This window comes from Fimbriimonadaceae bacterium, assembly GCA_023957775.1.
GTDB lineage: Bacteria > Armatimonadota > Fimbriimonadia > Fimbriimonadales > Fimbriimonadaceae > JAMLGR01.
Window position 1 is genome coordinate 112,746 of record JAMLGR010000007.1, and the last position, 11,370, is coordinate 124,115.

At 66.6% G+C, this 11,370-nt stretch carries 12 protein-coding genes and 1 tRNA gene; 2 read left to right on the forward strand and 11 right to left on the reverse strand.

Translation table 11 applies throughout. The features are described 5' to 3' along the window. Window positions 1–58: 58 nt before the first annotated feature. From M9921_07870 to M9921_07900, 7 genes are all read right to left on the reverse strand, one after another. A complete protein-coding gene (locus M9921_07870) occupies window positions 59–475 on the reverse strand; it encodes an arsenate reductase ArsC (GenBank protein MCO5296759.1) in 417 nt (138 codons plus the stop codon). After that, on the reverse strand, window positions 472–1,845 hold the full coding sequence (locus M9921_07875) for a VWA domain-containing protein (GenBank protein MCO5296760.1): 1,374 nt from the start codon (window positions 1,843–1,845) through the stop codon (window positions 472–474). Before M9921_07875 ends, M9921_07870 begins: the two co-directional genes overlap by 4 nt. Window positions 1,846–1,859: 14 nt before the next feature. Then, complete coding sequence (locus M9921_07880) at window positions 1,860–3,164, reverse strand: FHA domain-containing protein (GenBank protein ID MCO5296761.1); 1,305 nt, start codon at window positions 3,162–3,164, stop codon at window positions 1,860–1,862. A gap of 2 nt (window positions 3,165–3,166) precedes the next feature. After that, window positions 3,167–4,384, reverse strand: a complete 1,218-nt coding sequence (locus M9921_07885) for an FHA domain-containing protein (protein ID MCO5296762.1) — start codon at window positions 4,382–4,384, stop codon at window positions 3,167–3,169. Further along, complete coding sequence (locus tag M9921_07890; protein MCO5296763.1) at window positions 4,369–5,913, reverse strand: NAD(P)H-hydrate dehydratase; 1,545 nt, start codon at window positions 5,911–5,913, stop codon at window positions 4,369–4,371. The genes M9921_07885 and M9921_07890 overlap by 16 nt, the downstream gene beginning before the upstream one ends. Further along, entirely contained in the window at window positions 5,910–6,320 is a 411-nt protein-coding gene (locus M9921_07895; GenBank protein ID MCO5296764.1) for a SprT-like domain-containing protein, read from the reverse strand. The genes M9921_07890 and M9921_07895 overlap by 4 nt, the downstream gene beginning before the upstream one ends. A 143-nt stretch (window positions 6,321–6,463) precedes the next feature. Beyond that, the gene (locus M9921_07900) at window positions 6,464–7,387 is read right to left on the reverse strand and encodes a PepSY-associated TM helix domain-containing protein (GenBank protein ID MCO5296765.1); all 924 of its coding nucleotides are present in this window, start codon (window positions 7,385–7,387) and stop codon (window positions 6,464–6,466) included. 214 nt (window positions 7,388–7,601) lie between these two features. Between M9921_07900 and M9921_07905 the strand changes: the two genes are divergently transcribed. Continuing rightward, window positions 7,602–8,132, forward strand: coding sequence for a hypothetical protein (locus M9921_07905; GenBank protein MCO5296766.1), 531 nt, complete (start codon window positions 7,602–7,604; stop codon window positions 8,130–8,132). A 189-nt stretch (window positions 8,133–8,321) separates the two neighbouring features. Here M9921_07905 and M9921_07910 read toward each other — a convergent pair whose 3' ends face one another. Beyond that, window positions 8,322–9,032, reverse strand: coding sequence for a class I SAM-dependent methyltransferase (locus M9921_07910; protein ID MCO5296767.1), 711 nt, complete (start codon window positions 9,030–9,032; stop codon window positions 8,322–8,324). Between the two features lie 30 nt (window positions 9,033–9,062). Between M9921_07910 and M9921_07915 the strand changes: the two genes are divergently transcribed. Further along, window positions 9,063–9,155: transfer RNA gene (locus tag M9921_07915), tRNA-Sec, on the forward strand. A 20-nt stretch (window positions 9,156–9,175) separates the two neighbouring features. Here M9921_07915 and M9921_07920 read toward each other — a convergent pair. From M9921_07920 to M9921_07930, 3 genes are all read right to left on the reverse strand, one after another. Beyond that, window positions 9,176–9,805, reverse strand: a complete 630-nt coding sequence (locus M9921_07920; protein MCO5296768.1) for a hypothetical protein — start codon at window positions 9,803–9,805, stop codon at window positions 9,176–9,178. A gap of 68 nt (window positions 9,806–9,873) precedes the next feature. Further along, complete coding sequence (locus M9921_07925; GenBank protein MCO5296769.1) at window positions 9,874–10,389, reverse strand: hypothetical protein; 516 nt, start codon at window positions 10,387–10,389, stop codon at window positions 9,874–9,876. 359 nt (window positions 10,390–10,748) lie between these two features. Further along, window positions 10,749–11,333 carry a LuxR C-terminal-related transcriptional regulator gene (locus M9921_07930; GenBank protein MCO5296770.1) on the reverse strand — a complete coding sequence of 195 codons (585 nt, stop codon included), beginning with the start codon at window positions 11,331–11,333 and terminating at the stop codon, window positions 10,749–10,751. Between the last annotated feature and the right edge of the window lie 37 nt (window positions 11,334–11,370).

An 11,370-nucleotide genomic window follows, 5' to 3' on the forward strand; every position in this document is an offset into this window, starting at 1 on the left:
TCCGGTTGTGACAGTGATGGCACGCCCGTCCAGCGGGCATGGCACCTACGGGGCGCCATCAAAGCGCGTCTGAATCGGCGCACTCCCGCAGGAGGTTTGCCACCCGCTTGCGGATGGCGTCTCGAATCGGGCGCACGGTCTCCAGGTCCAAGCCCTTCGGGTCGTCGAGGCCCCAATCCTCCGTGACGAGGAACTTGGCCGGGCACGCCTCGGCATCGACGCCGCATCCCATGCTCACCACCCGGTCGGCGCGATCGACCATCTCTTGGGTGAGCTGCTTCGGGAAGTGGCCGGTGAGCGGCACTCCGACTTCGGCCATCGCCTCGGCCACAACGGGGTTGATCTCACCTCCCCCCATCGTGCCTGCCGATTCTGCGCGTGCGTCGACTCCGCGCTCCTTGGCCGCGTGGTTGAAGAACGCTTCGGCCATCTGCGAACGGCCTGCGTTGTGGACACAAACAAAAAGGACCTTCAACTGTGTTTGCCTTGGTCGAGGTGGAGCATCGTGCCGATCAGCGTCTTCTCGGCCGTTCCCTGATCGCCGCTTTGGATCGCCCGCAACGCTTGGGTGACCTCTTGCGCTTCGGCGGTGCGGCCCTCCTGCAGCAGTAGGGCCTGGGTCTTCTGGAGCTCCGCGACCGCGGCCTGCGGACTGAGCTGCTGCGTCTTGAGTCCCATGATCGTCTTCTCGACCGCCCGGGAGGCCAACAGCACGTCGGCGGCCTGCCGGACGCGGGGGTCCTGCGGGGCCGAGAAGCGCGCCGTGTCGGAGGTGAACTCGAGCACGAAATCGAGATCCACGACCTCGTTCTTGCCCGTGACCATGTCGTCGTACGTCAGCCGCCCCGAAGCCACGCGGTAGTGCCCGAGCGGGTGGTTTTGAAACTCAAGGTCGATTACCTGCTGAAGGTGCGCGCCCCTTTCGAGATCGGCGAGCTCGATCGTCAGCTCGCGGTCCCCGGGGGCACCCATCTGGGCGTGCGCGCCCCGCAGCGTGACCCATCGCGCCAGCTTCAACTCGAGCTTGAGGTTGCGCGCGACGGCCGTCATCATCTTGTCCAGCTCCGTTCGGAAGACCTCCGGGATCAGCTCCGGGCTCTGGATGTAGTAGTAGTTCCCGCCCGCCTTCTTCGCCATGCTGGCCAGCAGCTCTTCGTTGTAGTCGGGCCCGAAGCCGAGGAACGTGATCGTCACGCCGCGCGCCTTGATGTCGCCCGCCGCCGACACAAGCGCGTGGAAATCCTTCACGCCCGTCGTGGGATCGCCGTCCGAGAACACAACCAGGCGCGTGCTGCGGCCGGGCTCTCCCACCTGGGCGACCTGCGCCGCGCCCAGCATGATCCCGCCGTGCAGGTCGGTGGTGTTGCCGGCCATCAGGCGTTGAATGCCGTCCTTGATGGGTTGCTTGTTCGTCACCCGCTGCGGCGGCATCAGCACGTCCACCACCTCTTCGAAGGTCACGATGCTGAGGATATCGTTCGGCGAGAGCAGGTCCACCACGTGGCAGCACGCCTGCTTCACGTACTCTAGCGGCGGCCCCTCCATGGAGCCCGAGCGGTCGATGACGAGACACAGGTTCAAAGCGGTGCGCGAGCCGCCTCCCATGCCGGGCATGGCCTCTCCGGCCCCGTGGAACTCGAGCAGGAACTGTTCGCGTGCAGGCCCGTTCGCCATCGATGCGGTGCGGCCGGGAACGACTTCGGCGGTCAGTCCGCGCAGCGAGCCCATCGCGGCGGTTCGGTTCGGATCGCTCATCGCACCCATCGCCTGGGTGCGCATCGGATCGTCCCCCGGCCCCGGGGTCATCTGGGTCTTGTTGGGATCGATGCGCTGTGTCTGGTCCATGGGTTTGTCCTGCGTCATTCGACGCGGAAGGCGGTCACTCCTATCTTGACGATGTCACCGGGGCGGATCGTTGTGCTCTGCACGCGCTGATCGTTCACGAACGTGCCGTTGGTGCTGTTCAAATCCGTCACCACGAGCCCACCGGAGGCGGGCGCGAAGGTCGCGTGGCGGCGCGACGCCGACCCGTCGAATCCCAGGGTGATGCCGGGCGCCTCGCGGCCGACTTCCACGAGGCCGCGCACGTCGAACCGCTGGCCGGTGAGCGGGCCCGAGACCGCCACCAAGCCGGGGGCGGCGGCCGCGGCGGGAGGTTGGGGCGCGATCGGCGCGGGCGAGGAGGGGGTGCCCGGGTAAGGCTGGCCGCGGTACACCTCCGCCACCTTTTGCGGGATCGAACCCAGCTTCATCAGGAACTCGAGATGGTGGTTGCCGATCCGAATCTGGGCCTGGTGCGACAGGATCGCCTCCTGGATGGGCTGCCCGTTGAGGAACGTGCCAGCGGGAGAACCTCCGTCGACCAGCACGTAGTTCGTTCCCCGCTTCATGATGCAGGCGTGCATCGGGGCGACGGTCATGTCGCCGAACAACGGGACCTGCGCGGTCTCGCTGCGGCCGAGGAAGACTTGCGGCGAATCCACGACCCACTCCTTCCCCTCGTTGCGCCCGAGCCGCAGCCGCACCCACGCCTGCCTCGAGATGCGCTCCACGATGCCGATGAACAGCCCGATGCCCGCCCCCACGGTGAGCGCCATGACGGCGCGCGAGGCGATGCCCACCTCGCCGGTCACCTGGCCGCGCACCGCGAGGATCGAGGCGCTGAGCATGCTCCCGATCAGGTCGAACACCGCGCCGCTGAGCGCGCCGCCCAAGGCCCCGCCGATCGCGCCCTGCAGGGCGCGCCGCCAGTTGAGGCTGCTCGCGCCGATCGCCGCTCCCAGGCACGCGGCCATCGGCGTGATGCCGGCGATGCGGGCGACGATCTCGGTGACGGAGAGCCCCATCTCAGGAACGGCGCCGCTTCCACCAAGGATCGCGTCGCGGATCGAACCCCCGATCCCGTAGCCGAGCATCCCGCCCACCGCGCCGAGAATCCCACCCACCAGCGCCCCGCGCAATAAGTGCACGCGGCTGCCTTGGAGCCAGCCGTTGAGGCCGCCCACGGCCAACCCGATCGCCGCGCTGAGAGTGAGGATGAGCCGAACCTCGAACGCGCTCCACGCCGTGCCGACCCCGAGCGCGGGGGCGGTCGGTTCGATCAAAGCCCAAGCCGCGATGCCGGCCAGACCTCCGACGAAGGCGCGAAGCAGCAGAATCCCCATAGCTATCCCTCGTATCGGAACCGCACGGCGCCGAACTGAACGTCGTCGCCGTGTTTGAGCGCGACTTCGGCATCGACCTTCGCGCCGTTCACGAACGTCCCGTTCGTGCTCCCCAGATCTCGGACGGTCACCGACTCGCCGTCCCGCACGATTTCGGCGTGGCGCCTCGAGACGGTGCTTTCACCCACCAGCGCGATCGGAAGACCCTCCTCGCGGCCCACGACCGAGAGCCCCTCGGGGATCTCGTGCAGTCGCCCGTCGGCGCCGACGAGTTGGGGTTGGCCGGTCGCGGGGGCGGGCGCGGCCGCCGGCACCGCGACGGCGGGGTCGGGTGGAGAGTCGCCGAGGAGGATCTGTTGCGGCGGTTCCGGGGCGCGGGGCATCGGCGGCGCGGCGTCGTCCGGCTCCGGAGCCGGCGGCTCGGGCAGGTCGACCCCCAGCTTCCCGAGGCGGTCTTTGACCGCGTCGGGGTTCTTCCGCATGAACTGCAACAGGTAGTAGCCGGCGGCGACCACCGCGGTCAGCACCACGAGGTACACGATTGCCGAACCGAAGGGGTTGGGCTGCGGCGTCGCGGGGGTTTGCGCCGGCGCCTGGCCGGCTGGCTTTTGCGCGGGGGCGTCCTGCCCGACGACCTCCACGGGCTCGGGGAGCGAGGCGACGATGGTGGGGGTCGGCTTGTCGCGTTTGAGCGCGATGTCGACGGTCTGCTTCAGGGGGTCCGCCGGGCGTCCTTCGGTGTTGTAGCGCACCGTCACGACAATGGGACCCGGTTCGAGGGCGGCGAAGGTGAGGACGCCCTTGGTGGAGGGATCGAGGACGCGCTCGAGCTTGCGTTTGCCGTCCGAAACCGTCACGTTGGCGGCGGCGACGGGTTTGCCCTCGTGCTCGACGCGCACTTCCAGCCGGCCGATGCGCTTGAACTCCGCGGGCGCCACCTCCCAAAACCCCTTGATCTCGGAGATGGGTTTCGCGGCGAGGTTCCCCGTGCCCGCATCGAGGATGAACAGACGGTCCTCGGGGCCGAAGGCGGGAAGCTTGTACTCGAACGATTGGCCGTCGAGCCTCTCGGGCGAGACGGGCGGGCTTTCCGGCAGGCCGGGACCGGCCCAGACTTCGCGCAACCCGGCGGTGGGGAATACCAGCCGCACTTTCATCTGGCCAGGCGCGAGGGCGGCGAGGGCCGCCACGAGAACGATCAGGCTCAGTCGGTATCGCACGCTGCCACGATTTTAGCCCGGACTTTAGGCAGTGCGTCCGCCGCTTCGCCTGCGAGGAACCCGATCGGCCCCGTCTCGGCGGCGCACAGATCGCCCGCAAGGCCGTGCCAGTAGGACGCGCAGGCAGCCGCGTCCTCGGGAGAAAGCTCCTGCGCCAGGAGGGTGCCGACCACGCCGGAGAGCACGTCGCCCATGCCGGCCGCGGCCATGCCCGAATTGCCGGTTCGGTTGACCAAGAGGGGCCTGCCGGAGGTGGAGATCACGGAGTGGGCGCCCTTCAGCACCACCGTGCCGCCGAGGCGTTGCGCGGCCGACCTCGCGGCGCCGAAGCGATCCGCCTGCACGGTGGCGATGTCGGAGCCCAGCAACCGCGCCATTTCGCCCGGGTGGGGCGTGAGCACGAAGGGACTGGTCGGAAGCGGGCATCCAAGTGCGATCGCGTTGAGGGCGTCCCCGTCGACACAGAGGGGCGTGCGCCAATTCGGGAGGAGCGCCTGGAGGAAGGACGCGACCTGTCCGTCTTGGGAGAGCCCGGGTCCGATCACCAGCGAGTCCCAGCGCTCCTCGGTAAGAAGGGCCGCGGCGGCGGCTTCGGCAATGGCGCCTCCCGATTCCGGGAGGGGCACGAGTACCGCCTCCGGTACGTGAGCGGCGATGGCGTCGCAAACCGCGGGGATCGAAGCGACCCCGACGTAGCCGGCGCCGGATCTCAACGCGGCCCGCGCCGCGAGCACGGCCGCTCCCGGCATGCGCGTACTCCCCGCCACGACCAGCACGGCGCCGTTGTGCCCCTTGTGGCTGCCCTTGAGCCGCTCGGGCAACCGCTCGCCCACCCAGGTGGCGTCGAGCAGGCGGGCGTCGGTGGGCTGCGCAAGCAACTGGGGCGGAAACAGGATTTCGGCGACCGACCAGTAGCCGCACTTCTCCAACCCGACGCTCTGAAAGAGGAACGGTTTGGCGAGCCCGAAGGTGACCGTCCGTAAAGCCCATACCGCGTCGCCCAGTTCGGCGCCGGTGTCGCACTCGATGCCGCTCGGCACGTCCACGGCGATCGCCGGGGTTTCGCTTGCGTTGATGGCTTCGATCACCTCGAGGACCGGGCCGTGAACCTCGCCCGTCGCGCCGATGCCGAGCAGCGCGTCGACGACGAGGTCGAATTCGCCAAGCGACCGGAGGCGTTGCGTCCAATGCGGGTCCCCGTGGAAAACGCAAGGGATGCCGGCCCGCTGGGCGAGCACCCTTTGCTCGTCGGCTTCACCCCTGAGTTCGCCCGGTTTCGCGGCGACGAGGCACTCGACCTCGTACCCGTGATCGAGGGCGAGTCGAGCGGCGACGAAGCCGTCGCCCCCGTTGTTGCCCTTGCCGCACGCCACCAGAAGCCGGCCGCCGTCGGGCAGGATCTCGGCGAGAGCGTCGAACACCGCGCCGCCCGCGGACTCCATCAGCTCGCGTTGGCCCACGCCGAACTCGGCGGTCGAGCGGCGATCGATCTCGCGGCTGCGCTCGGCATCGGCGATCCACACGCTCATGCGTCGTCTCCGAGGGGCGTTTGGGGCGGCCTCGCCGTCAGCCGCACGACCCCCTGCACGCGGATCGCGCCGCCGCACCCCGCGTGGACGTACCGCCCCTTCCGGGGCAGCCGCCGCGACCTTGTGATGACGGCCTTGCACTTCGCGCACGCGTACGTCACCTGCTGGCGGCGCTGGTTGCGTTTGGTTTCCGGGTAGCGGTGGTACACCTCGGGCTCGGCGCCCAGATCGCGCATGGCCTTCCGCCAAGCCTCCCCATGCCCCGCCGCCTTCCGCCCGTGACGGGAGATCGCGAGCAGATGCGCGAACTCGTGGACCAGCGTGCTCCGCAAGCGCGCTTCGTCAGTGAGCAGCAATCGCGAGAGTCCAATAACCCCCTTCGTGTAATACGCGGCCCCGGCGGTCACACGAAGGTTCTTCCACTCGATGCGAGGTGAGTACCCGAGCGGGTGCACCGCACAAAGCTCCGCAAGAAGCACCTCCGCAGTAAGTTCCAAATCAAGCACGCACCCTCACCCCGACAAACGATAAACGATCAACGACAAACGACTCAAAAAATTCCGCTCTTCCCGAGCATCCCGCCCCCCACGTCCCCTTTCACGTCGAACCACTTCCTCGTGTTGTACTTGTTGCAGATCTCCTGAACGAGGGAATCGGTTTCGATCGCGGGTTGGTCGATGCGCTCCTTGCTCCGCCCGCGCATGCGCATGAGGCTCGCAAGAGCGGTCTGCGGGTTGGCCGTGGAGCCTTGGACCAAGCCCATGATGTCCGTCATCATCAGGCCCGTTTCCCGCACCACCTGATCGTACTCGTTGCGGATGGGCACGCACTCCGCCGGCGGGGGCACGGAGTTGAAGAACTGGGTGAGTTCGGCCCATGCGCGGCTGTGTTTCTGGGCGTCTTCGGTGGTGCGCTTGACGCTGGGCGGATCTTGTTCGGGGTAGGTCGGGGCGTCGGGATCCAGGAGGTCTCCCAGATTGGTGAGGGGGTCCCCGCCTTGGAGGAGGGTGAGCGAGACCATGAGCTCGGCCATCTGGTCTTCCGCGAGGCGCATGCGCTTCTCTTCAGTGCGTCGCAGGTGCTCGAGCCAGTCCCGAATCTCGGGCGGCATCACGATGCGTTCGCCGGGCTTGTTGAGGGCGGGCGGAGGAGTCGTGCCTTCGGTGCGAAGGATCGCGGGAGCTTGGACGCTGCCTTGCGCTTCGAGCGTCGGTGCCTCGGGTGTGGACGCGCCGATTCGGAGTGCGCCCGAGGCGCGGAGCCCGATGTACGCCGCGGCCAGAGAGCCGACGATCGCGAGCGCGGCGATCCACCGCATCGAGCGCTTCTGGCGCGCCGCTTCGGCTCCGAAGGAGGGCGCCCCGCCGCCGGACGGGGGTGGGCTGTTCGAGGCAGGGGCACCCAGCGCGCCTCCGCAGTGCATGCAGAACCGCCCCTGTCCGTTGACCGCCTGTCCGCAGTGGGGGCAAACCATCCGTTACAACTTTAGACGACGCCGCCCGATTCCCGATTCCCGATTCCCGATTCCCGATTCCCGGTTCCCGATTCCCGGCTCCCGTAAATAAGCCAGCTTTCGACCCAGGACCTGGGAATCCCGCACGAACACGTTGGGGATTTCGAACGTCTGTGGGACAAAGACTTCAAGACCGGCGCTGTCGATCCTGCAGAGCCAAGGAGGTCGAAACGAGATGAACGGGCATCCGCTGTTTGAATTCTTTCGAGAGGCGCTTCACGCGTCCCTCACCCGGTTGGGCGAGGTGGACGACCACCGCGTCGAGGAGTACCTGGCCGAGATGCTCGCCTCGTTTGTGCACCACGACCGGATCTACGCGATCCGCGACGCCGAAGGTCGTCGCATCCAGTCCGTGGCCGAGATGATGGTCGAGGGCGACGTCCGCCTCAACGCCGACTCGTTCGATCGCGAGCGCGAGGTGCACCGCCACATCGGTGACTTCGTGCTGTTCTGGTCCGGGATGTTCCCCGAGTTCCTGACGCAGTTGAAGCGGCCCGGCGGCAAGGACTCGCTGTTGGACCTGGTGTCCCAGGGCCGCGAGAGCTACCACATCGTGAGCACGTTCGAGCACGACCCCTACGGCAAGGACGCGCCGACGTTCAAGAAGCTGAGCGAGGGGTTCGACATGTACCAGCGCAGCCTCATCCTCGTGCGTGCCTCGCTCGATGGCCTCGAAGGCCCTTGGGGTGCGGGTTTTGAGGCGTGAGGCGTGAGGCGCAAAGCGTGAGGCGTGAGGCGTGAGGCGTAAAGCGTGAGGCGTGAGGCGTGAGGCGTAAAGCGTAGAGTGTAAACCTGGGAGTGCGCGCGCTTGCGCGGCGCCCTGCATTCGCCGGGCTTGCCCGGCCCTAGGTAGTGGCGCGGGCATCCTGCCCGCCGCAAGCCCGAGCCCCCCACACTACGGCACGCGCACGAGGTACACGACGAACCCGAGCGTGTTGCGGCCCCAGATCTCGTAAGCCTCGATCCACTCGCGGCGGAACTCGAGTTTTTCCTGCGCCTGGCGATCGCGGGGTCGTTCGCGCGCGGCCTTTTCGGCCGCGGCCTGGTGCGCGTACTCGAACGCGTCCCACTCGGCGTCCGTGCTCGACCACGACGTAACGAGCTGGAGGCCCTTTTTGAGCACGGTCTCCACGTTGCTGGCGTGGGTCATGGAGTCCGGAGGAAAGCCTTTGAGGAGGCGGCGGTACTCGGCGGGCGCGCGGCGCTTCATCGCGGCCTCGCCGACCAGCAGCAGCCCTCCGGGCTTCACGCGCCGGGCGAGGCCTTCCAGGGCGAGTCCAAAGGCGTCCGCGCCCATGCCGAACGCGTGGGTGGAGCCGATGCAGAGGGCCGCGTCGAATCCCGAGCCCGGGTAGGTGGCCGCATCGCCGTCGAACCACTCGATGGGCGCGTCTTGGAAGCGGGTGGCCGAAGCCGAGCGCGCCTTCTGGATCGCCTCTCGCGAGCGGTCGATGCCGACGCCGAGGATTCCGTACCGCTCGGCGAGACGCATGAGCATCTCGCCGGTTCCGCAACCGGCGTCGAGGACCCGGCTGCCGCGCTGGAGGTCCAGCCGCCGGGCCATCGCCTCGAATCGTTCTTCGCTGATCGGGGAGTTCCAAAGCATGAGGTGTTTCCGGGTGCGGTACAACGGGGTGGGAGTGGATCGGTGCTGGTGTGCCGCCTGGTCTTCAAAACCAGTGTGACGTGTAACGCGTCTGGTGGGTTCGATTCCCACACATTCCCGCCAACCGGTTCCTATGCACCGGGCTAGTCGCCGGCGATGCTGCCGAGGCGTTCGAGCACAAAGGCAACTCTGCTTTGACTGGCCTCGTCGATGTCGAGGTGCGCTGCGACCCCCTCTTCAAACGCTCTCAACCCTTGAAGATATCGGATCCTCTCGGCGAGGTATGCCTTCAGCCCAGGACGAGACCGAGCCACCTCGTAGACAACTGCTTGCCTGCCGTCGACGACAGTCACGACGTCCTCGAAATCTCGACTCGCCACCAGATCTCGGTGTCCCTCTCGATGGGGCGAGTCGAACGCGGCGAGCTTGGTTGCCAGGAAATAGGGCGCCGTGATCACGCGGCCCGAAACACCTTCCCCAAGGTCCATTTCCACCGCTTCGGCGAGCGCCTCCGAGTACCAGGGATTGCCGAATCCGAGAACCTCCTCTGATGTCGGCATCACATCCAAGAGGTGGTCGCCGTGTCGGAATCTGCAGATTGGACCCTCCATTACGTTCTGGAAGCCCAGTTCGCGCAGACGCTCCTCAAGGGAGTCGTACTCTCGTTTGGTGGCCAGCTCGACAACAACATCGACGTCTTGCGTCGGACGAGGCTCGCGGGCCGCCGGGTCGGTCACCAGGAGGCCCACCACCGCGCCGCCGAGGAAGGCCACCTCATCGCGAAGGTCGCCCAGAAGGTGGGCAACGGCGCGAACCATCTCGACCGGCGGAAGGGCACGCCTCACGGCTGTCGCAACCGCTTGCGCAACTCCTCGGCCGCAAGTCCCGCCTCGCGTGCGCGTCCGGCGCGAAGGGCGTCTGTCAGGGCGAGGAGTTCGTAGAGTTTTGGGTCTCCTTCGACGGCTCGAGGAACGCTCGGGTGAAGCGGAAGGAGTGCGATGCCTCGAACACTCCCCTCGGGATGCGGCCACACGGGGGCAGGCTCATCCGAGGAAGCGAGCAATGCAGACAGTGGCGGCGCAGCCCACGCTGTTGCAACGCCGCGGGTTATGCCTCCCATTTCGGCTGGCATGAAGTAGCGCACGCCGTGAAGGAGCGCCTCCTCAAGTGCGCTGACGTTGATGGCGCGCCTGTTCTTGTCGTACAGACGTGAGGCAGCACCCCGCTTGAGAGCGCCGTGAACCGATCGAGAACTCACGCCCAGCAAGTCGGCGATGCGCATCTGCCCGAGTTCCGGACTCGCGAGCACGTAGATCTTTAGCAACACAACAAGGTCGAGGGGTCTGAGCACAACCATCTATTTACCATTTCGAAATAGTAAATAGCGACACTTGCGGGAGCCGGGATGGAATGAACGCTCGAGAGTCGGCAGCTTGCTTGGCGTATCGCCCGGCTCGATCTGAGATTCGCCTTTCCATGGTGTCGTTCCCTTGAGCATGGAACCCTGAGTTGGTCTTGCTAAAGGCACCGCATACTACGGGGCAAGAAGTGAGCTTCTATGAAGCGCTCCACATTGAAGGGGCGAATACTGGGCAAAACGTTGGTACATTGGGTGCGCATCCATGCGGCTTGGTGCGGGCTGGTGCGGGTCATTTGAACCTGTTGAGCCTATTCTGAGCCTCCAAAAGAGCACCCCACACATTCCCGCCAACCGGTTCAAAAGAGGTGCCCATCAGCGTGGAGCTTGAGGGCCAACTGGACTCGGTTCTTGCAATCGAAGCCTCGAAGAAGCCGCCCCACGTACAGCTTGATAGTGGGTTCGCTTAGCCCCAACGTCTCCGCGATTTCCTTGTTGGGCATGCCTTTGGCAATGCAATGCGCGACATTCCGCTCGCTCAGCGACATCTTCGCGAGCTGTCGGATGATGGTGTCGTCGCGGATATTGGACACCGCAGGCGGCCTGTCCGACCCGTTCTGTCCACCGCCTGTGCCGCCCAGCCCACGGATGGCATCGAGGAGTGCCCCCGTGCCCGCCCAGCGGCTCTGGACGACGTCGAATTCCACGTCCGCACCGAGGTCCTGGCGGTTCTGCGCATGAAGGAGCATCGTCGGCACGTCGGTCGATTCGCGCATCCGCCGGATATGAGCACGACTGTCGGGGGCGTCGAACTCTTCGGTGAAAATGACCAGATCGGGCATCTCGGACTCGATGATCTCGACCATTTTGAGAAGATGTCCAATGTTGAACACCACGTCGAAGCCCCCGGTTCGCGACAGGAGAGCGGCGATGGCGTCGGACATCACGGGATCGAGACAGACCAGACCGATTCGCATCTAT

Coding starts and splice junctions, on each gene's coding strand:
- M9921_07875 (MCO5296760.1), bottom strand. CDS start 1,845: ATGGACCAGACACAGCGCATCGATCCCAACAAGACCCAGATGACCCCG.
- M9921_07880 (MCO5296761.1), bottom strand. CDS start 3,164: ATGGGGATTCTGCTGCTTCGCGCCTTCGTCGGAGGTCTGGCCGGCATC.
- M9921_07890 (MCO5296763.1), bottom strand. CDS start 5,913: ATGAGCGTGTGGATCGCCGATGCCGAGCGCAGCCGCGAGATCGATCGC.
- M9921_07900 (MCO5296765.1), bottom strand. CDS start 7,387: ATGGTTTGCCCCCACTGCGGACAGGCGGTCAACGGACAGGGGCGGTTC.
- M9921_07905 (MCO5296766.1), top strand. CDS start 7,602: ATGAACGGGCATCCGCTGTTTGAATTCTTTCGAGAGGCGCTTCACGCG.
- M9921_07910 (MCO5296767.1), bottom strand. CDS start 9,032: ATGCTTTGGAACTCCCCGATCAGCGAAGAACGATTCGAGGCGATGGCC.
- M9921_07925 (MCO5296769.1), bottom strand. CDS start 10,389: ATGGTTGTGCTCAGACCCCTCGACCTTGTTGTGTTGCTAAAGATCTAC.
- M9921_07930 (MCO5296770.1), bottom strand. CDS start 11,333: ATGTCCGACGCCATCGCCGCTCTCCTGTCGCGAACCGGGGGCTTCGAC.